Source organism: Deltaproteobacteria bacterium (assembly GCA_016709225.1).
In the GTDB taxonomy this organism is placed as follows: domain Bacteria; phylum Myxococcota_A; class Polyangia; order Nannocystales; family Nannocystaceae; genus Xiheibacterium; species Xiheibacterium phototrophicum.
This window is the reverse complement of the sequence record JADJEE010000001.1, coordinates 3,156,674-3,177,156: the sequence shown is the minus strand read 5'-3', so window position 1 is coordinate 3,177,156 and position 20,483 is coordinate 3,156,674. Positions and strand designations below refer to the sequence as shown.

The following is a 20,483-nucleotide window of genomic DNA, read 5'->3' as shown; positions in this document are numbered from 1 at the left end:
CGGCCCACAGGCGCGCGCCGATTCAGCGATAGCCGTCGCGGTCGACTGGCGCCGTCTCCGGCGTGAACGCCGGCCGGCGGTGCAGCTCCTGCAGCGACATCACCGGCGGTCGGCGGTCGTGCTTGATCTTCGCGATCGCCTCGCCGGCCGCGAGTGCGCCCGAGATGGTCGTGAAGTACGGCACCCGCTGCACCAGCGCGGTGCGGCGGATCGTGAAGCTGGCCGCACGATCGGCCGCGGTCGACGAGGTGTTCACGACCAGTGCGATCTCGCCGTTGAGCAGCGCGTCGACGATGTGCGGCCGCCCTTCGGTGGTCTTGTTCATGCGTGCGCAGGGCATGCCCGCGGCCTCGAGCTTGTCGGCGGTGCCGCGGGTCGCAACCAGCTGCAGGCCGAGCTCGAAGAACTTGCGCGCGGCCGCGACGACGATGTCCTTGTCCTCGTCGGTCACGCTGATGAACACGCGGCCCTCGGTCGGCAACGGCGTGCCCTCGGCGATCCACGCCGAGGCGAACGCGCTGCCGAAGTCGGCGCCGATGCCCATGACCTCGCCGGTGCTGCGCATCTCGGGGCCGAGGATCACGTCGACCCCAGCGAACTTGCGGAACGGGAACACTGGGATCTTCACCGACACGTGGTCGGGCACCAGCTCGCGGGCGCCGAGCGCCTGCAAGGTCTCGCCGGCGGCGACCCGCGCGGCGATCTTCGCGAACGGGATGCCGGTGGCCTTGCACACGAACGGCACCGTCCGCGAGCCGCGAGGGTTGACCTCGAGCACGTACACGCGGTTGCCCCGCAGCGCGTACTGGACGTTCATCAGGCCGATGACGCCGAGCTCGCGGCCGAGCGTGCGGGTGATGTCGCGCAGATCGTCGAGCACGGCCTTGGCGACGTTGACCGGCGGCAGCGAGCAGCTCGAGTCGCCCGAGTGCACGCCGGCCTCCTCGATGTGTTCCATGATGCCGGCGATCACGACGTCGGTGCCGTCGCCCACGGCGTCGACATCGAACTCGGTGGCGTGGGGCAAGAACTCGTCGATCAGCACCGGGTGATCCGGCGAGGCCCGGACCGCGTGGCGCATGTAGTGATCGAGCGCGGCCGCCGAGCCGACGATCTCCATCGCGCGGCCACCGAGCACGTAGCTGGGGCGCACCAGCACCGGGTAGCCGATGCGCTCGGCGACCGCGAAGGCCTCGTCGGAGGAGCGCGCGACGCCCCAGCGCGGGCACGCGATGCCGAGCCGCGCGAGCAGCTGGCCAAAGCGCTCGCGATCCTCGGCGAGGTCGATCGCCTCGGCCGGCGTGCCGAGCAGGCGGTAGCCGGCGGCCTCGATCGACTTGGCGAGCTTGAGCGGGGTCTGGCCACCGAACTGCACCAACACGCCGGCGATGGTGCCGCTCTTGGACTCGGCGTCGAGGATCTCGAGCACGTGCTCGCGCGTGAGCGGCTCGAAGTACAAGCGGTCCGAGGTGTCGTAATCCGTCGACACGGTCTCGGGGTTGCAGTTGACCATCACGGTCTCGTAGCCGGCCTCGCGCAGCGCGAACGCGGCGTGGCAGCAGCAGTAGTCGAACTCGATGCCTTGACCGATGCGGTTGGGGCCACCGCCCAGGATCACGACCTTGCGGCGGCCGCTGACCTCAGCCTCGTCCTCGTCCTCGTAGCTCGAGTAGAGGTACGGCGTGCCCGAGTCGAACTCCGCCGCGCAGGTGTCGATGCGCTTGTAGACCGGCTGCAGCTTGAGCTGCAGCCGTCGCGTGCGCACGGCCTCCTCGGAGACCCCGACCAGCTTGGCGATGCGGCGATCGGTCAGCCCGTTGCGCTTGGCCTCGCGCAGCTGCGGCAGCGCCGGCACCTGGCCGCGGGCGCCGCCCTCGAGCGCCACCTCGAGCTCGACCATGCGCGCGATGTGGTGCAGGAACCAGGGATCGATCTGCGTGCGCTCGTGGACCACCGACAACGGCACGCCGCGGCGCAGCGCGGCACCGACGTGCCACAGCCGGCGCGGGTGCGGCCGACCCAGCATCGCGATCAGCTCCTCGTCGTCGCAGCCGGGGTCGATGTCGAAGCCGTAGGTATCCTGCTCCATCGAGCAGATGGCCTTGCCCAGCGACTCCCGCATGGTGCGGCCGATCGACATCACCTCGCCGACCGACTTCATCTGGATCGTCAGGGTGTCGTCGGCGCCGGGGAACTTCTCGAACGCGAAGCGCGGGATCTTGGTGACGACGTAGTCGATCGCCGGCTCGAAGCTCGCCGGGGTCACGCGCGTGATGTCGTTCTTGAGCTCGTCGAGCGTGTAGCCAACCGCGAGCTTGGCGGCGAACTTGGCGATCGGGAAGCCGGTCGCCTTCGAGGCCAGCGCGCTCGAGCGGCTGACCCGCGGATTCATCTCGATCACGATCTCGCGACCGGTGCGGGGGTCGACCGCGAACTGGATGTTGCAGCCACCGGTGGTGACGCCGATCTTGCGCACGACCATCGCGGCGTGGTCGCGCATGCGCTGGTACTCCTTGTCGGTCAGCGTCTGCGCGGGCGCGACGGTGATGCTGTCACCGGTGTGCACGCCCATCGGGTCGAGGTTCTCGATCGAGCAGATGACGACGAAGTTGTCGACCGCGTCGCGCATCACCTCGAGCTCGTACTCCTTCCAGCCGAGCACGGACTCCTCGAGCAAGACCTCGCCGTCCATGCTCTCGTCGAGCGCGAACTGCACCCGCGACTCGAACTCCTCGCGGTTGTAGGCCACCGCGGCACCCGAGCCGCCGAGCGTGAACGAGGGGCGGATGATGACCGGGAAGCCGAGGTCTTCGAGGCAGGCGCGGGCCTCGGCGAGCGAGCGGCAGTAGTGCGAGCGCGGCACGTCGAGGCCGATCTCGATCATCGCCTGCTTGAACTGCTCGCGATCCTCGGCGCGCGCGATGACCTCGGGCGTGGCGCCGATGAGCTCGACGCCGTGGCGCGCGAGGATGCCCTGGCGCGAGGCCGCGACCGCGAGGTTGAGCGCCGTCTGTCCGCCGACGGTCGGCAGGATCGCGTGGGGCTGCTCGCGCGCGAGCACCTGATCGAGCACGTCGGGCTGCAGCGGCGCGACGTAGGTGCGCAGCGCGATCTCCGGGTCGGTCATCACCGTCGCCGGATTCGAGTTCAGCAGGACCACCTCGTAGCCCTCCTGCACCAGCGCCTTCACGGCCTGCGTGCCGGAGTAGTCGAACTCGCAGGCCTGACCGATCACGATCGGGCCCGAACCGAGCACCAGGATGCGCTTCAGATCGTCGCGGCGGGGCACGAGCGGGCGCGAGCCTGCCTCAGATGCCGCGGCGTGGAAAGGGGCATCGCAAAACCCCGTGCGAGCGCGCCGCGGGCACCGCCGCCCGATTTCATGCAGTCATGCAGCGACGACCGCAGGTCGCGGGCGCGCGAGCGTCGACGCGAGGGGGGCCGTCCGCCACTAGCGGCGCACGATCTTGCCCTTGCTCATCGCGTGCTCGTTGCCGAGGTTCGCGAGCACCGCCTCCTGATGGGCGGAGAGATCCCAACCGAGCGACGCGAAGCCGTCGAGGATGCGACCGCGCAGGCGCACCGAGTCCTCGTCCTTGTGGGCCAGGCGCGCGACGAGGTTGGGCTTGGCGGTCTCGTCGCCGATGTCGATCAGCTGCTCGACGCAGTAGTAGCGCACGGACTCGTCGGGGTCGTCGAGGTAGCGCAGCAGGATCCCGACCACGCGATCGTCGTCGATCTCGGCCAGGTGCGTGAGCAGCTGCAGCTTGGTCTTGGAGTCGCGGGCGTACTCGGGCGGATGCTTCTCGAGCATCGCGTCGATGATGTCCCACTCCTGCGGGCCGTTGGCGACGTCCTCGAGGATGCGCAGCGCCCACGCGACGTTGTCGGACTCGATGCAGAACTGCTTGAGCGCGGGCAACACCTTCTCGCCCTTGGCGGCGAGCTCGCGGTAGGCCCAGCCCTTCTCTTCTTCGTCCTCGATGCTCTTGGTCGAGACCACGGTGAAGCGCTTCATCAGCCCCACCCATGCTTCGAGCGAGCCGTCGTCGAGCAGCTGTTGCATCGCGTGGTAGCGATCGGCGGACTGCGTGTACGGGTTGGTGATGACCTTGACGAACTTGTCGACGCGGCCCTTGCCGCCGCGTCCACCACCGGAGAAGAGGTCCTTGAGGCCCACGGGATCGGTTCCTTCGCGACTGCACGAGTATCGCGCGACGGGGGGCGCGCTCTGACAGGGCGCGCCTTGGACGGCGAGATCGCGGCCCCGCAGATAACATGCTTTGGCGAACCGCGTGAGCGCGCGGTGCGCAAAGGCCCCGCGCGCGGAGGTCTGCGCCTCAGATCGAGGTCGAGCCGCTGCTGCCGGCGGTGCCGGTGGAGCCGCCGCCGGAGCTCGAGCCGCCCGAGCTGCTGCCCGAGTCGGCGCCGCCGCTCGACGACGCGTCCGCGCCCGAGCTGCTCTCCGAGGCGCCGCCGGTGGAGCTGCTGCCGCTCGAACCACCGCCGGTCGAGCCGCTGCCGGTCGAGCCACTGCCGGTCGAGCCGTCGCTGCTACCGGCCGACGACGAGCTGCCCGCGGTCGCGGTTGCGGTGGCGCTGACATCGGTCGCGCCGCCGAGCATGCACTCGCCGGCGTGGGCGGCGACGTCGGAGCCATCGGCGTGGCAACAACCATCGGACTGGCAGGTGTACCCGGCCGGACAGGCCGGCTCGCTGGCGACGTCGCAGGTGAACATCACCGTGGCCGCAGGCGCATCGAAGCACGCGGCCACGAGGCCGAGCCAGGTGGCCGCGAGCGGACGTGCGAGCAGAGCGAAGGATCGTCGTCGCATCAGAACCTCACCTGCAATCCGCCGCTGCGCACGTCGATGTGCCGCGCACTCGCGCGGGTCTTGCCGGCCCGCTTGGCCCGCACGCGACCGACGGCGGTCACGGTGACGCCGGCGATGATCGTCGAGACCCCGAGGATCGCCAGCGCGAGCGCGGCGGCGGCCTGCGAGCGACCCTTGCGGATGGTGTCTTCGTACTCGTCCTGCACGTCCGCGTAGCGGGACTGCGCGCCGGTGGCGAGGTCGTAGCGCACCGACAGCCGCAGCGCGCGGTCCTCTTGGCGCTCGGCGAGGCCGGCGATCACACCGGCGAGCGTGCTGGTCGCGACGCCACCGAACAGCGTCCACCAGCCGGCGGCCTCCATGCGCGTCATCGTCGGCGGCGCGTCGTCCTCGGGCGCGACCTCGCCGTCGACCGGCTTGGCCGGTGGCGGTGCAGCGGTGGGCTTCGCAGCCGACTTCGACGTCGTCTCGGTGCTCGCCGCGGCGTCGGTGCTCGTGCTCGCGTCGGTGCTCGTGCTCGTTTCGGTGCTCGTGCTCGCGTCGGGCTCGGCCGTCGCGTCGGGCTCGGCCGTCGCGTCGGGTGCGGCCGTCGCGTCGAGCTCGGATGCGGCGGCGGTGGTCGGCGCGCGCTCGGGTTGCATCGCTGCAGCCTGCTGCGGCGTCGCAGCGAGTCCGAGCGCAACCGCACACGCGACCGCGGCTCGGCCGGCGCGCTGCGATCGCAGCGAAGAATTCGTGGACGGTGCCCAGTGCATGGCCGCCGCGGATTGTAGACGACATCCCGCGCCCACCAAAGTCGGCCGTGCGCGCGGGCCCGCGCCGCGTTGACAGGGGCGGCAAAGCGGCCATGCTCTGCCGCGAGTCCGAGGAGTTTGCCGCCGCACGTGGTCGCCGAAGGTCTATCCACCACCGCTGAGCTGATCGAGGCGTTCCGCGCCGGTCGGCCCGTGATCCTCGTCGACGACGAGCACCGTGAGAACGAGGGCGACATCATCATCGCCGCCGAGCACGTCACCGCGGAGAACATCGCGTTCACGATCCGCCACACCGGCGGGGTCATCTGCCTGGCGATGACCAACGAGCTGGCCGATCACCTCGAGCTGCCGCCGATGGTGCAGCACAACGCGGCCAAGCGCGGCACCGCGTACACCGTGTCGATCGAGGCCGCCCACGGCATCGACACCGGCATCTCGGCCAAGGATCGCGCGCTGACGATCCGCACGACCGTGAAGCCGGAGGTGACCGCGGCGGACCTCGTGCGCCCCGGCCACGTGTTCCCGCTGCGGGCCCGCGACGGCGGCGTGCTGCGCCGGGCAGGGCACACCGAGGCCGGCGTCGACCTGGCGCGCCTGGCCGGCTGCAAGCCGGTCGCGGCGGTCAGCGAGCTGATGCACGACGACGGCACCATGATGCGGCTGCCGGCGCTGATGGCCTTCGCCAAGACCCACGACATCCCGATCGGCACCATCGCCGACCTCATCGCGTACCGGCTCGCCCACGACCGCTTCGTGCACCACGTCGCGAGCGCGCAGCTGCCGACGGCCGAGGGGCTGTTCGAGCTGCACGGCTTCCGCGACGATCTCGCCAACACCGAGCACGTGGCGCTGACGATGGGCACCATCGACGACGGCGCGCCGGTGCTGGTGCGGATGCACAGCGAGTGCCTCACCGGCGACGCGCTGCACTCGCTGCGCTGCGACTGCGGAGCCCAGCGCGACGCGGCCTTGGCCGCGATCGCAGCCGAGGGCCGCGGCGTGCTGGTGTACCTGCGGCAGGAGGGCCGCGGCATCGGCCTGCTCAACAAGATCCGCGCGTACGCGCTGCAGGACCAGGGCGTGGACACGGTCGAGGCGAACCTGCGGCTGTCGTTCCCCGCCGACCTGCGCGACTACGGCGTGGGCGCACAGATGCTCCACCACCTCGGGGTCCGCCGGCTGAAGCTGCTGACCAACAACCCGCGCAAGATCGTGGGCCTGTCGGGCTTCGACATGGAGGTCGTGGAGCGGGTGCCGCTGCATGCGGGGAAGAACCCGCACAACGAGCGCTACCTCGCGACCAAGGTCGCGAAGCTCGGCCACCTCGCGGACGGGTGAGGGCGATTGCCGCGGGCGCGAGGGCGGGAGCCGTCGCGGGCTCACAGGCAGGCGATCGACTTGCGCACGGTGGTGGTGGCCCCGCGCGCGTCGCGGACGATCGCGGCAATGAGCATGTGCGTCTACAACCTTCCGGGCCGGAATCGCGCCTGCGGCAGATGATTGAAAATGGTGCTGGTCTTCGCGTTCTATTGCCGGCCTTGGCGTAGCTTGTCACCAGCGAGAGCGGACTCGCTACTGAGGACGGAAGTGACGGGTAGAAGAATACGCGCGCGGAAGGCCTACGCGGAGGACATCAGTGCGTAGGCGCCCTCGATGGCATCCCAGACGAGGAAGTCGAGCCGACCGTCCTCGTTTAGATCGTACGCCGATACGATCTGTCTGTTCTCCTGGTCCCAGTCGATGTCGAACATCTCGAGATACTGGGTGGCATGTGTGACCTGTACGACGGCGACCATAAATCTCTGGAATACGACATCGTCCGTGCCGTCGCCGTCGACGTCTCCAAGTACCAAACTCGTAGCGGCGGCCAAAGGCGCCACATAAGGGGGGGTGAAGCTGCCGGGCGGATCGATGTCGGTCCAGATTTTGAGGGGGGCGTCGAATGTGCGGTCGCCGCGCGAGCGATGAAAGTAGAGATAGGACTCGTAGTAGGTCGAGCCGTCCTCTGATGCCGTGAGGACGTCGGCAAAGCCATCGCCGTCGAAGTCGCCCATGCCGAGCCAAGCATTGGGCGATGCTGCCGGAAACTGGACACCCTCGGCAGCGAAGCCTCCCGTGCCGTCGCCCCATTCAGCCGAGAATGCGAATACACCACCGAGATTTCTCACTTCGCAGAACCCAATGGCCGCGACATCAATCAGACCATCGCCGTCCATCTGGCCGGCGCCGATGCCAGCCTCTCCGCCCCCGCATGCGCCCGAGTGTGTGAGTTCGCCACCAGAGAACGATGGTGTCCCGTCCAGGCTCTGCACCAGTCGATGCACCCCGGGCTGCACGTAGACGGCAATTTCATCGAGCCCGTCCCCGTTCACATCGACGACTGTCATTGGGTCGAAAAGCCGTGCGACGTAGTTCGGACTTGGGGCCTCGACGACAACCGGCCCTCCAGGCCCGTCTGGACGCCACGGAGCAACCGCGAGCGTCCACTCGCCACCTTCATAGGCGCCCACCACCAGGTCCGAGTGGATCCCATCGAACATCTTTGCGGGCCATCGACCCCGCCAGAAGTCGAGGCTGGGCACGACGCCCCACGGCCGCACGTCGAATCCCGAACCGTTCCAGACTGCCAGAGCCATGGGGCTCCCGGCCTGCTGGCCAGAAAGCAGAAACGCGAGTTCGCCGTCGGAACCGAAGTGACCGGCTCGAGCCGGTTGCGCCCGCTCGGGGGCCATCGGCCCGTCCCCGAGCTCGCCGTTCGAGGGGAGCGAGAATTTCCGATAGCAGAACGGCTCGTTCGCAACATTGTCGGGGCAGGCGCCCGGTCCTGCGGTCGATGAACCATCCGAACTCCCGCCCACGGAGGTCGATGTCGACGTCATGCTCGCAGCCGACGTCGAACTCGCCGTCGCATCGGTGCTGGTACCCTCGGCCGACGCCGAGCCGGTGCCGTCGCCCTTGACGGGGCCGCAGGCGAGTAGCCCGAGCGTCAACGTCGCGGTGACCTTCGAACCGCACCGCTGAATCCGATCGCGGCGCTCACCCAAGCCGCACCTCACGATGCCGGAGGCCGGATGCCGGATGCCGGATGCCGGATGCCGGATGCCGGATGCCGGATGCCGGATGCCGGATGTCCATCGTCGACGAGCATCGCACGCGCACGCAACCGGCGTCGAGGCCGGTGCGAATGCACGGCGAGTACTGGCGTACCCGCGGCAGCAGGGCCACGGCCGTGGCCGCGGCCGACCCCGCCGCGCTACGCGTCGGCGAGCGCGGCGGTGATGACCTTGCCCTTCAGGATCTCGTAGTCGAGCGTCGCGTCGGTCAGGCCCAGCGCCGCGCCCATCGTCTTTGCGACCGACGGCAGACCCTCCTCGTAGGAGATGTCGCCGCCGTCCGAGGCTGCGCCGGTCATGCTGTCGATCGGGCGGGCGTCGAAGTCGTCGCCGGCGGCCTTGATGCCGCCGATGACGCTGCCATTGACGTTGCGGCCGATCATCATCGTGCAGTGGTGGCGCGAGTGATGCGTGCGGCCCTTGGTGCCGGTCTTCTTCAGCGTGCGGCCGAAGACGTTCATCGACGCGAACGTGACATTGTCCTGCAGGCCGTTGCTCTCGAGCAGGTTCATCAAAGTGGCGATGGTGCCCACGCCGCTGACGTGCTCGTCGATCTCGCGGGTGAAGCCCTGGTCGGCGTGGTTGTCGCTGCCGAACGGGATCGCGATCGCGACCACCGGCGTCAGCTTGAGCTTGATGAGCGCCACCGCGGCGTAGACCTGCGACATCGGGCTGTCGTCGTCGACCGCGCTCAGCAGATCGGCGGCCCCCTCGGACAGCTTGCGCACGTCGGCGCGGGCGTTCGAGTGCTCGTTGAGGAACTTGCGCTGCTCGGCGTTGCCGTGCTGGCGCAGCAGCAGGTGGATCTCGTCGAGCGCCTGGTCGCGCAGGCCCTGCAGATCGTTGAGCGGGCTGTCGCTGGCGACCAGCAGCTCCTTGAGCGTGGTCGGCTTGAGCTGCGGCAGCGTGCGGCCGTTGAAGGTCATGTTGACCGCGCCGACCGGCACCGGCGTGGTGCTGACGGTGCCCAGCACCGGTGCGAGGTACTTCGCGAAGATCGACGGGATGGTCTCGCTGCGGTACGCGTCGCCGAGCAGCTGCAGCACCTTGACGAGGTGACCGTGGACCTGGGTCTTGGTCGAGTGGTGCATGAACGACGCGCGGTCGAGTGCCCACTGCGGCAGCGTCGACCACACCTTGGCGGCGGTCGTCGCGGTCGCGCCGAGGGTCATGGCGGTCGCGGTCATGTCGGGGCCGCCGGCATGGACCACGCCCGAGACGCCGTAGGTGCCGGGCGTGTTGGCGTTGAACGGGTCGCCGAGGTCGCGCGCCGAGAGGATCATGTACTGCGCGCGATCGGGGTCGATCATGTCCGCGTCCTCGCCCTCGGCGTGGGCGAGCGGCTGGCGCAGGAAGCCGACCGGCAAGCCGGTGGCGACCGAGAGCACGCCCACGCTGGAGAGGCCCAGCGCGTTTCGGAGAAGCTGACGACGTTGCATCATGGTGGTGACTCCTACGAACTCGTGGGGGCGGGCGTCAGATCGCGGTCGCGGCGGCGGCCGACGACGCGCAGGCGGTGATGAAGGTGGAGCGCAGCGCGTCGACGGGCGTGACGCCCTCGTCCTCGATGGCGAGGTCCCAGTGGTCGGCGAGCACCTGGCGCAGGTCGTCGTAGCGGGCGTCGATCTTGGGGATGCCGATGATCTTCTCGACCATCGCGTCGAGCGCCTCTTCGCGCTGCGCGGTGCCGAAGATCATGCCGTCGCCGTCGCCGTACCAGCGCTCCGCGACGATCTGGCAGATGCGCTCGGTCGAGGCCACCGAGAACACGTCGGGGTCGGTGTTGACGAACGGCAGCACCGCGGCGCGGCCGTAGGACACCGGCGGTACGCCGTCGGACAGCGCGCGCAGGCGCTTGCCGATGGCCGCGGGCGCGTCGAGCATGCCCTCGAGGTTGCAGATGTCGGCGATGCCGAGTCGCTGGCTCATGCGCAGGCAGAAGCGGTCCTGCGTCACCGGCAGCACCATCGAGCCGTACTCCTCGCCGGTGCGGGTGCGGGTCTCGAAGGTGACGATGGGCGAGGTCAGCAGCTCCCGCAGCAGCGTGCGGAAATCGTAGTTCGAGTCGGCGAACACGCCCGCGATGCGGATGAGCTCGGGATCCTGCGGGTCGCAGGCATCCGAGTTGATCATCGTGCACATCTTCTCGGTCCACGCGCTCGCGAAGCGCTCGTGCGAGGCCATGGCACCGGCCAGGTCGCCGGCGCCGCTACCCTCGATGGGCTCGCTGCCGTCGAGCGAGAAGAACGCGCTGCCGGGGATGTCGGTCATCTCGCTGGCCGGGCGCGGCGAGCCGGCGTAGGTGTAGCTCTGGCGCAGGAAGTCGCGCAGCGGGTCGAGATCCTTGTGGCACGAGTAGCAGGGCGAGCCGGGCTCGGCGTGACCCTCGTCGACGGTCGCGCCGTCGGCGGGCACGAACACGTTCTCGGGGTCGAAGGTGCGGCCGAGGCCGACGATCAGCGCCTGGTTGGCGTTGACGCGGTGCTGGTTCGAGTCGTTGGTGAGCCAGTTGACCGAGAAGCCCAGCGTCGTGAAGTAGCCGACGCGATCGGAGTGCAGCACCAGTTCGTCGGCGGTGCGCATGCCCGGCACGTCGAAGAACGCGGTCGGGTCCTCGCCGGCGTCGGCGACACGCAGGGTCACCGGGCGCAGCTGCCAGTCGGCGTCGCTGAAGATCTCGGTGGCCGTGCCGCACTTGAGCAGGCCCGGCATCACGCGGAACATCAGCTCGAACGCGTCGAGCAGCGCGTTGCGCCCGGTGGTGGTGTTGCCCAGGGCGGTCTGGCAGCTGGCGTCCGGCGTGGTGTCCAGCCAGAAGCGCATGAAGTTGGCGGAGTCGGGGTTGAAGGTCTGGGCCTGCGGGATCGCGTTGCCGGTCCAACGCACGCCGACCTCGAAGCCGGCGTAGCGCTGCAGCACCCACGAGGGCAGATCCTTGCCGTCGTCACCGCGGGGGTCTGCATCGATGTACGAGAGCATGACCATCTGCGGCACGTTGAGCATGAACGTGCGCGTGGTGAGGATCTCGGTGAACGGTCGATCGTTGGCGACGATGTCCCAGACGGTGGCCGAGAAGCTGTCGGAGATGCTCCGCAGCATCCGCGCGCCGCCGCGGGTGTTCATCGCGTTGATGCGACCGGGCGTGGTGCCCATCATCTCGGCGAGGTTCTCGGCCGAGACCTGCTGCTGGAACAGCTGGTCGAACATCTCGAGCGACCGGGTCTGGAACTCGGGCGTCTTCATCCACGCGTCGACCATGCCGGGCAGGGTCTGCGGCTGCGCGAGGTAGCTGGCCTGCTCGTTGCTGGTCGGCGGCAGACCGGTGAGGAAGTCCTTCACCTTCGCGAGCGCCGCCTCGGGGGGCAGCGGCTCGAAGGGCACCTCGGTCTCGCCGTCGTCGCCCGCACCGTCGTCGGCCCCATCGTCGCCGCCACCGTCGTCGCCGCCGCTGTCGCCACCGTCGGCCGACGCACTGCCACCGGCGGGACCGCCGTCGGCGGCATCGTCCCCGCCGTCGGCGTGGGCCGCATCGTCGATGCCCTGGTAGCAGCCCGCGACCAGCGCGAGCGCGCCGAGCCAGGCCAGGCGCTGCTGCGCGGCCGCGTGGTGTCCGAGTTCTCGAGTGCGCGTCTTCATCGACCGTTCTCCCTGCAGCCCCAAGCCGGTGCCCGCGATCGAAAGGGGTGTCCCCGGACCCCCGCGCCTTGTCTGCGCCCGCGTCGAAATTCTTTGCGGGGTCCGGCGTACGGCTTCGCGACCAGGAGAATCGGGCCCGTGCGCGAGTCGCGAGCGCGCACGGGGGCCGGCGGGCTACGCTCTGGACCGGTGCCCAACGTCGAGCTCGCCGGCCGGACCCGCCCCACGCCGTTTCGCCACATCTCGCTGGGGACCTGGCGGACCGCCTACGACCCCTCCATCTACGGCAGCGTCACGCTGCGGATGGACGACGCGCTGCGCTACCTCGATCGCTTCCGCGCTGCGACCGGTCAGCGCCTCACGGTCACGCACATGATGGCGAAGGTCATGGGCGCGGTGCTCGAGGGCGTGCCCGATGCCAACGCGCTGCTCCGCTTCAATCGCGTGTACCTCCGGCGCGACATCGGCGTGTTCTTCCAGGTCGCGATCGAGGACCCGGCCACGGGCGCGATCGACCTCTCGGGGGTGAAGGTCGACGCGCCGCACCGGAAGTCGCTGCGCGAGATCGTCGCGGACTTCGAGGACGCCGCCGCCAAGGTTCGTGCCCGCGACCGCTCGCAGGCGCTCGAGCGCAGCCGCGGCGGGCTCCTGCGGATCCCCGCGCTGCTCATCGGCTTCGTGATGCGCCTGCTGTCGTTCCTCAACTACGGGCTCAACCTCGATCTGCGCTGGGCCGGCATCCCCCGCGATCCGTTCGGCGGTGCGATGGTGACCAACATCGGCTCGCTCGGGCTCGAGGCCGCCTACGTGCCGCTGGTGCCGTTCTCACGGGTGCCGCTGCTGGTCGCGGTCGGGGCCATCGAGGACATCTTGGTGGTGTGGGACGGTGAGCTCACCGTCGGCAAGGCCATGCGGCTGTACGCGACCTTCGATCATCGCGTGGTCGATGGCGTGCACGCGGCCAAGATGGTGAAGATCCTGCGCGCGTGGTTCGAGCGCCCGTTCGAGCACTTCGAGCCGATCGAGGCCCCCGTCGCGGCGATCGATCACTCGAGCGAGAGCTCGACCGCGATCGCGAAGTGATCCGAGGTGTACTGATCGTCGGGCCCGTAGCCCCACAGATCGGCGACCCAATCGCGCGCGCGCCACGGGCCGCCGGCGACGAAGACGTGATCGATGCGGCCGCTCGGGTCGTACGCTGGCGCGGGCGTGAGGTTGGTGTCGACGTGCCAGTCGTCGGCGAGCACGAAGGCGTCGTCGAAGCGCGGCGGCGCCCCGTCGACGCCGGTGGTGAGGATCGCGTAGGCCGGGTCGGTGGGCTGCGCGTTGAAGTCGCCGACCATCACCACCGGCCAGTCGTCGGCGAGTGCGGCGGTGCGGGCCAGCACCAGCGGTGCGCTCTTCTCCTGCGAGGGCGCGTTGTTGTCGAAGTGCGTGGTCGCGAACACGAACTCGGCCCCGTCGGCGAGCACGCGCAGGCGCGCCCACACCACCAGCCGTGGCAGCTGCGGCGCAGCGAAGCCGTTGGAGTAGGGCTCGTCGGGGTCGGGCGACAGCCAGTAGAAGCCGTGCTCGACCTCCTCGAACATCGCGCTGCGATAGAAGATCGCCGCGTCGGCGTAGTCGAGGCTGTCGGCGTCCGGGGCCGCCCACCAGATCGACGTGTACTCGGGGAGCTCGGCCTCGATCTGCGCGACCTCGGCGGCCGCGAACAGCTCCTGCGTACCCAACAGATCGGGATCGTGGCGCCGCACGGTGTCGCCGAGGTGCGGCACGCGGGCCGACCACGGCTCGTAGCCCGCCGGGGTGCAGCCCGAGCACATGACGTTGAAGCTCATCACGCGCCAGGGCCCGAGCGGGACCACGGGGCCGCCGGTGCTACCGCTGCCGTCGCCGCCCTCGCTGCTGCTGCCGTCGGCGTGGCTCGTGCCGCTGCCATCGGTGGTCGCGACGCTGCCGTCGTCGCTGCCCCCGCCGCTGCCCCCGTCGCTGGCATCGCCGCAGGCGAGCGGCGCGGTGAGGACCAACGCGAGCAGTGGGCGCGGCAGCGGGCAAGGCATCGCGCACGAGCATCGCGCGGCCCCGCGCCCAGGGCCAAGCGCGTGCGCGTGCGCGTCTACACACGGACCTTGGTCTTGCTCTCCGGTCGTGCGCCGGCCTTTGCGGTCGGGCGTGGCGGCGGCGTGGCCGTGACGGCGGCGGGTGGGCGCGGCAGGCTGGCCCGGATGACGAGCCCGACCACGATCGCGACCGCGGTGACGCCCCAGAACAGCCACGGTGCGCGCATCGACTCGAGGCCGTGCGCGAGGTTCATGCCGAACACCGTCGCGACGGCGGTCATGGGCAGGAAGACCGCGGCGATGAGGTTCAGGCGGTGGGCCGACTCGAGCATGTGCTGGCCCTGGCGCGCTTGATCCTCGGCGCGCTTGGCCAGGGTGTAGTCGAGGCCCTCGCGGGCGTTGGCGGCGAGCAACTCGAACGCGCGGGCGGCATCGAGGGCGCTGTCGCGGATCGTGATGAGCGCGTGGTCGCCCTCGACCGCGGCACGGGCGTCCTGCACGGCATCGGCGAGGTTCTTGCTCAGGCGCGCCAGCGGGGCGGTCTCGCGCACGAGCGCGTACCACTCGTCGGCGGTCGCTGCGTCGGCGATGCGGGCCTCGCAGGCCTCGGCCAGCGCGACGAACTGCTCGACGTGATCGCGCAGCGGCACGAAGGTCGGTGGGCCCCCCACGCTGCAGTCCCAGCGGCCGTCGGGCGCCCGCCAGAACAACACGGCGTCGCGGCGGCCATGACGGTTTGCACCCGGTGGCGAGTGCAGCACCAACAACACGTGGCCGCCATCGACCATGCAGCGCTGACGACCGGCATGGTTGCCCATGCGATCGCGAAAGACCTTGGGGACTTGCCATTGGTGGGGGATCGGGCTCGCCATGTCGCTTCGCGATCGTCGGCCAAATCCGCCGGTTGTGGCAGCCCCTCGCGGACGATCGTCGCTCCGGCTCGCCAACCGCGACCGACGATCGGCTATTTTCCCCCCGTGACGTCCGTTCGCCGCCCGAGCCCCGTCCTGCTCCTCACCCTCGCGTCGCTGTCCGCCTGCGCCGGCTCGATCGGTGGTCGGGGGCCGAGCGCAGCGCCGATGTCGAACGTGTACCTGCGCAACGCCTTCGACACCGATCCATCGATCTACCTGGGCCGCTTCGTGCCGGCGGCGGCGACCGAACTCGACGAGGGCTCGGCGATGCCGCTGACGTGCTCGGCCCACGTGAAGTACCGCTTCATCGAGGGCGGTGGCGTGAAGTTCACCGAGCACATGAACGTCACGGCCGAGCTCGCGGCGCGGATCGGTGTGCCCGCGGTCGCGAGCGCGAGCGGCTCGGCCGGGCGCAGCCGCGAGGTCAAGGTGGAGTACGTGCTGACCGGCAAGATGGTGGCCGAGATCCCCGATCCGATCGCGTTCGAAGAGTGCTGCAAGAGCCGCCCCGACCAGTGCACCGATCGCTTCATCGGCGAGTTCCTGCAGGGCACCGGCGCGGTCTATCGGCAGGCCGAGTCGCACGCCGAGGTCAGCGGCAGCGGCACCAACCCCACCAACGGCGTCAGCGGATCGGGGGCCGCGTCGCGCACGGCCTCGTGGACGCAGGCGATCGAGTTCCCCAACCCGGTGTACTTCGCGTTCAAGATCACGCAGACGCCGAACAACCGCGCCACCTCGAGCTGTGGCGCGTGGGTCGACGCGCCGCCGGTCGAGCCCGGCCATGTGTTCGTCGTCGGCAGCTCGCGCGAGGCGAAGACCGAGCGAGCTGCCCGCGAGCGGGCGCTGCGCAACGCGCAGTTCAAGGCCTTCATGTCGCTGGGCCCCGTCGCGCAGGTCGGCACCGACGGCAACGTCACCAACCAGGCCGAGGTCCAGGCCGCGCAGCAGTGGGCGATGGGCGTGCAGCCGCTCGAGATCTGCGTCGAGGTCGTGCGCGGCGGCAAGGCCCCGCGCTACCTCGGCCGCGTGCTCGGCAAGTTGCCCGCGTTCGTGCGCGGCACCGTGCCGCCTTCGGCCCCGGTCGGCAGCACGCCACCGACGATCGATCCGGAGATCTTCGCGCCCGAACCAGCGGACGACGACACGTCGTCGGCGGAGCCCGGCGCCGAGAGCTTCGAGTGACCGTCGCGCGGTGACGTCACCACGGCGCCGCTCGTCGTGGTCGCCGGCGCGAAGGCCTCGCCCAGCGGGCCGAAGAAGAGCGGCGCGGTGAGACCCATCCACGCGATGTGGGCGGCGACGGCCAGCGGTGGCCACAGGCCGCGCCCGCGTGCGCGGGCATCGGCGCCGCGTCGACGCCGACGGCGGGTCCGGGCACGATCGAGCAGCATCTGCAGCATGACGGCGGCGCCGTGCAGCACGAAGAACGCGGTCATCCAGCCCAGCCGCTGCGGCACGCGGCCGAGGCAGAGGATCACGAACAGCTCATGCATCACGCCGCTGCCGACGAAGGCGATCGCGGTCGCGCGCAGGGGATGGCGACGACCGCCGACCTGCGCGAACACCTGACGCGCGATGAACCCCGCGACGATGAGGTTCCAGCGCCGCGCCCAGAACTCCCGCGGCGAGCGGGCCAACGGCGGGCTCGCGAAGCTCTCGTCGACCGCGACGCCGAACGCCATCACCACCGCCGAGCCGAGATCCGCGATCGTCGACCCGGCCAGCCACGTCAGCCACAGCGCCCAGAAGGCCTCGGTCCAGGGGTCGCCGTGTACGGCGGGCACGTGCTGCTCGAGCAGCACGAGCGCGGCGATGCACGGTGCCTTGGCGAGCGCCCGCAGGCCGCGATGCATCGCGCCGTGCCGCGACCGGGCACGGTCGTCGTCGTCGCGCGGCCAGTGCACCTCGGGCGGGAGCAGCAGCCACAGCAGGTAGTGCCACGGGCTCGACCACGCGCGCGCATCGGCGGGCCGACCGTGGCCCAGCGTCCAGCAGTGCATCGACAGCGTGATCGCGAAGACCGACAGCGGCAGCCGCAGCCACGGCCACGACGGCGGCACCGCCCACGGCAGCAGCGTGCAGCCGAGCACCGCCGTCCAGGCCGGCCGGGTGTGCGTGCGCACGCGCGTCCAGCCCCACCACGCCACCCACGCCGCGACCGCGAGCGGGGCCAGCACGGCGATGGCGAGGGTCGGCAACAAGGCGGTCACGGCATCATCGCAAGTGCACGAACGGCGCGCTCGCGCGCGCGCAGCAAGGGCGAGCGAGGTGGGCTCGGGGCTTGCTACACTGCCGCGCGCAAGGGGGACGGTCGGCAATGGGACGATGGCTCGGGGCAGCAGCGTGGTGCGTGGCGGCGATGGCGTGTGGTGGTGATCCGACCGGTGAGGGCAGCGGCGGTAGCGGCAGCGGCTCGGGCGGCAGCGCGGGCACGAGCACCGCGTCGACGAGCGCGGGCACGACGGCCGGTACTTCCGCGAGCACGACGGTGGCGGACTCGAGTGGCGGCGCGTCGACACAGGCCGGCTCGTCCTCGGGCAGCGACACCGAGGTCGGCATGCCCAAGGGCGAGGTCCGCTTCGTCGCGCTCGGCGACGCCGGCGAGGGCAACGAGGCCCAGTTCGCGGTCGGCCAGACCATCGCCACGGTGTGCGAGGAACGCGGCTGCGACTTCGCGCTGTACCTCGGCGACAACTTCTACGATGTCGGCGTGGACTCGAGCATGGACATGCAGTTCGAGACCAAGTTCGAGCAGCCCTACGCGCCGATCGACTTCCCGTTCCACATCACGCTCGGCAACCACGACTACGGCCTGCTCGGCAACGACTGGTCGCGCTCGCAGGCCCAGATCGACTACTCGGCCGCGAGCGACAAGTGGTCGCTGCCGGCGGAGTACTACGGCTTCCAGGTCGAGCACGTGCACTTCATCTCGCTCGACACCTCGCAGCTGTTCTGGTCGCAGGATCTCGAGGCCCAGCGCACGTTCCTGCGCGCCGAGCTCGCCGCGGCGTCGGACGGATGGACGATCGCGTTCGGGCACCACCCGTACATCTCCAACGGCGATCACGGCAACGCGGGCAACTACGAGGGTCTCGGCGGCCTGATCGGTGGCGACGCGGTGCAGGAGTTCTTCGAGGCCGAGGTCTGCGGCAAGGTCCACGTCTATCTCAGCGGCCACGACCACAGCCGCCAGTGGTTGGTCTCGCAGTGCGGCACCGAGTTCATCGTCTCCGGCGCGGGCGCCAAGCTCACCGAGCTGCCGCACCGCGACGACAACCCGACCCACTGGGAAGACGTCGCGACGCCGGGCTTCTTCTGGGTCGAGGTCGTCGACGACAGCTTCACCGGCGTGTTCTTCGATCGCGACGGCAACGCCCAGTACGAGCGCACGATCACGCTCTAATGCGCGGTCGCGAGGTCGAAGACCTCGCCATCGGCGGGCACCACCGCGCGCCAGCCGAAGCGCTCCTGCAGCCGCCGACGCATCGCGTCCGCGGCCGCGGGCTCGCCGTGCTGCACGAACACCGCGCGGGGATGGATGCCGCTCGTGGCGACGTGCTCGAGCATCTCGGCCCAGTCGGCGTGGGCCGAGAGCCCCTGCAGGTTCACCACCCGCGCGCGCACGGGCACGTAGTCGCCGTGGATCTTGAGCTCGTCGACGCCCTCGGCGAGCGCGCGTCCGCGGGTGCCGGCGGCCTGGAAGCCGACCAGCACGATGGTGTTGCGCGCGTCCGGGGCGAAGCGCGTCAGGTGGTGCAGCACGCGGCCACCGGTGGCCATGCCGCTGGCCGAGATCACGATCATCGGCCCGCCGCGGCCGTCGATCTGCTTGCTCTCGTCGGGGCTGGCGGTGGTGCGGGCGATGCGTTGCATGGCATCGCACTGCTGTGCACTCAGGCGATGCTCGTCGCGGTGATCGAGGAAGATCTGCGTGGCCGCGATCGCCATCGGGCTGTCGAGGAACACCGGCACCTCGGGGATCTCGCCGGCGTGCCGGAGCTGCGCGACCAGGTGCAGCAGGTGCTGCGCGCGGCCGACCGCGAACGCCGGCACGACCGCCGCGCCGCCCTTGTCGAAGGTCTCGCGCAGCACCTGGGCCAGCTCGGTCGCGACGTCGCCCTGGGGATGACGGCGGTCGCCGTAGGTCGACTCGAGGACCAGCGCGTCGGCGGCCGGCAGCGGTGCCGGCGGGCGCATGATCGGGTCGTGCAGGCGGCCGAGATCGCCGGAGAACACGATCGCGGTGTGACCGTCGTCGAGCCGCACCGAGGCCGCGCCGATGATGTGACCGGCGGGGTGGAAGCTCGCGTGCAGGCCATCGGCCACGCGCACGTTGGCCCCGGTCGCGATCGGTCGCAGCAGCGACAGCGCCGCCTCGGCCTGCGCGCGCGTGTACAGCGGCAACGCCGGGTCGTGCTTCGACCAGCGGTGACGGTTGGCGTGGCGCGCCTGCTCCTCCTGCAGCCAGCCCGAGTCCGGCAGCAACACCTGCAGCAGGTCGCGCGTGCCGTGGGTGCAGTAGACCGGGCCACGGAAGCCCGCCACGTGCAGCCGCGGCAACCATCCGCTGTGATCGATGTGCGCATGCGTCAACACGATCGCATCGAGCTCGGCGGGCTCGAACGGCGGCTCGGCCCAGTTGCGCAGCCGCAGCGACTTGAGGCCCTGGAACAGGCCGCAGTCGACCAGCACGCGCGCGCGCGTGCTGGTGACGAGGGTCTTCGAACCGGTCACGGTGCCGGCGGCACCGAGGAATTGGATGCGCATGCTGGCAGCGAGGCTAACAGACACCGGCGGTCGGAACGAAGCGCGCCGATGCGGCTGAGGCGGCCGACGGCCAGACGATCGGGGCCACGAACGCGGCGCGTCCTGTTCGAATGACTTCGACAGACGGCGCTGGCGGGCGTACGTAGACGGACCTAGCCTTGACGATCGCGGATGGGAAACGAGTTTGAGATGCGCGTCGCTCACATGCCCCATGCGCCCGCGCTGTGCCTCGGTCGGGCAGGCGCGCTCGTTGCAACGGTGCTTGCCGTCGCATGCACGACCGGCCCTCGTGCGGTGGACGATCGGCGCGACGTCGGGCATGCGAGCGGAGCCGGGCCGAAGCCCTTCGGCCATCCGCCGGATCCGTTGCCGCCCGAGCGTCCGTCCGAGTGCCTCGTTG

Annotated in this window: 14 protein-coding genes; 3 read left to right on the top strand and 11 right to left on the bottom strand. The window is 70.4% G+C overall.

Annotated features, from left to right (window positions below; translation table 11 throughout):
* Positions 1–22: 22 nt before the first annotated feature.
* The 4 genes from carB to IPH07_12970 form a co-directional block, all read right to left on the bottom strand.
* Positions 23–3,289 carry a carbamoyl-phosphate synthase large subunit gene (gene carB / locus IPH07_12985; GenBank protein MBK6918303.1) on the bottom strand — a complete coding sequence of 1,089 codons (3,267 nt, stop codon included), beginning with the start codon at positions 3,287–3,289 and terminating at the stop codon, positions 23–25.
* Positions 3,290–3,451: 162 nt separating this feature from the next.
* Positions 3,452–4,180 carry a HEAT repeat domain-containing protein gene (locus IPH07_12980; GenBank protein ID MBK6918302.1) on the bottom strand — a complete coding sequence of 243 codons (729 nt, stop codon included), beginning with the start codon at positions 4,178–4,180 and terminating at the stop codon, positions 3,452–3,454.
* A 160-nt stretch (positions 4,181–4,340) separates the two neighbouring features.
* Positions 4,341–4,835 (bottom strand): hypothetical protein, encoded by a 495-nt coding sequence (locus IPH07_12975; GenBank protein ID MBK6918301.1) that lies wholly within the window; start codon positions 4,833–4,835, stop codon positions 4,341–4,343.
* Positions 4,835–5,476 carry a hypothetical protein gene (locus IPH07_12970; protein MBK6918300.1) on the bottom strand — a complete coding sequence of 214 codons (642 nt, stop codon included), beginning with the start codon at positions 5,474–5,476 and terminating at the stop codon, positions 4,835–4,837. Before IPH07_12970 ends, IPH07_12975 begins: the two co-directional genes overlap by 1 nt.
* 243 nt (positions 5,477–5,719) lie before the next feature.
* On the opposite strand from IPH07_12970, the gene IPH07_12965 reads away from it, so the two are divergent.
* Positions 5,720–6,928 (top strand): bifunctional 3,4-dihydroxy-2-butanone-4-phosphate synthase/GTP cyclohydrolase II, encoded by a 1,209-nt coding sequence (locus IPH07_12965; protein MBK6918299.1) that lies wholly within the window; start codon positions 5,720–5,722, stop codon positions 6,926–6,928.
* A gap of 281 nt (positions 6,929–7,209) precedes the next feature.
* Here IPH07_12965 and IPH07_12960 read toward each other — a convergent pair whose 3' ends face one another.
* From IPH07_12960 to IPH07_12950, 3 genes are all read right to left on the bottom strand, one after another.
* Positions 7,210–8,634, bottom strand: coding sequence for a VCBS repeat-containing protein (locus tag IPH07_12960; GenBank protein ID MBK6918298.1), 1,425 nt, complete (start codon positions 8,632–8,634; stop codon positions 7,210–7,212).
* Between the two features lie 209 nt (positions 8,635–8,843).
* The gene (locus tag IPH07_12955; protein ID MBK6918297.1) at positions 8,844–10,145 is read right to left on the bottom strand and encodes a DUF1501 domain-containing protein; all 1,302 of its coding nucleotides are present in this window, start codon (positions 10,143–10,145) and stop codon (positions 8,844–8,846) included.
* A gap of 34 nt (positions 10,146–10,179) precedes the next feature.
* A complete protein-coding gene (locus tag IPH07_12950; GenBank protein MBK6918296.1) occupies positions 10,180–12,339 on the bottom strand; it encodes a hypothetical protein in 2,160 nt (719 codons plus the stop codon).
* A gap of 189 nt (positions 12,340–12,528) precedes the next feature.
* On the opposite strand from IPH07_12950, the gene IPH07_12945 reads away from it, so the two are divergent.
* A complete protein-coding gene (locus IPH07_12945) occupies positions 12,529–13,422 on the top strand; it encodes a 2-oxo acid dehydrogenase subunit E2 (protein MBK6918295.1) in 894 nt (297 codons plus the stop codon).
* Here IPH07_12945 and IPH07_12940 read toward each other — a convergent pair.
* From IPH07_12940 to IPH07_12930, 3 genes are all read right to left on the bottom strand, one after another.
* Entirely contained in the window at positions 13,386–14,399 is a 1,014-nt protein-coding gene (locus IPH07_12940) for an endonuclease/exonuclease/phosphatase family protein (protein MBK6918294.1), read from the bottom strand. The two genes, IPH07_12945 and IPH07_12940, sit on opposite strands and share 37 nt — an antisense overlap.
* A 56-nt stretch (positions 14,400–14,455) precedes the next feature.
* Complete coding sequence (locus IPH07_12935) at positions 14,456–15,271, bottom strand: hypothetical protein (protein MBK6918293.1); 816 nt, start codon at positions 15,269–15,271, stop codon at positions 14,456–14,458.
* Positions 15,272–16,329: 1,058 nt separating this feature from the next.
* Complete coding sequence (locus IPH07_12930; GenBank protein ID MBK6918292.1) at positions 16,330–17,526, bottom strand: hypothetical protein; 1,197 nt, start codon at positions 17,524–17,526, stop codon at positions 16,330–16,332.
* Between the two features lie 107 nt (positions 17,527–17,633).
* Here IPH07_12930 and IPH07_12925 point away from each other — a divergent pair, with 107 nt between their 5' ends.
* Positions 17,634–18,719: a metallophosphoesterase gene (locus IPH07_12925; GenBank protein ID MBK6918291.1), complete on the top strand. Its 1,086-nt coding sequence runs from the start codon at positions 17,634–17,636 to the stop codon at positions 18,717–18,719.
* Here the strand turns inward: IPH07_12925 and IPH07_12920 are convergent.
* The gene (locus IPH07_12920; GenBank protein ID MBK6918290.1) at positions 18,716–20,083 is read right to left on the bottom strand and encodes an MBL fold metallo-hydrolase; all 1,368 of its coding nucleotides are present in this window, start codon (positions 20,081–20,083) and stop codon (positions 18,716–18,718) included. The two genes, IPH07_12925 and IPH07_12920, sit on opposite strands and share 4 nt — an antisense overlap.
* Positions 20,084–20,483 lie beyond the last annotated feature (400 nt).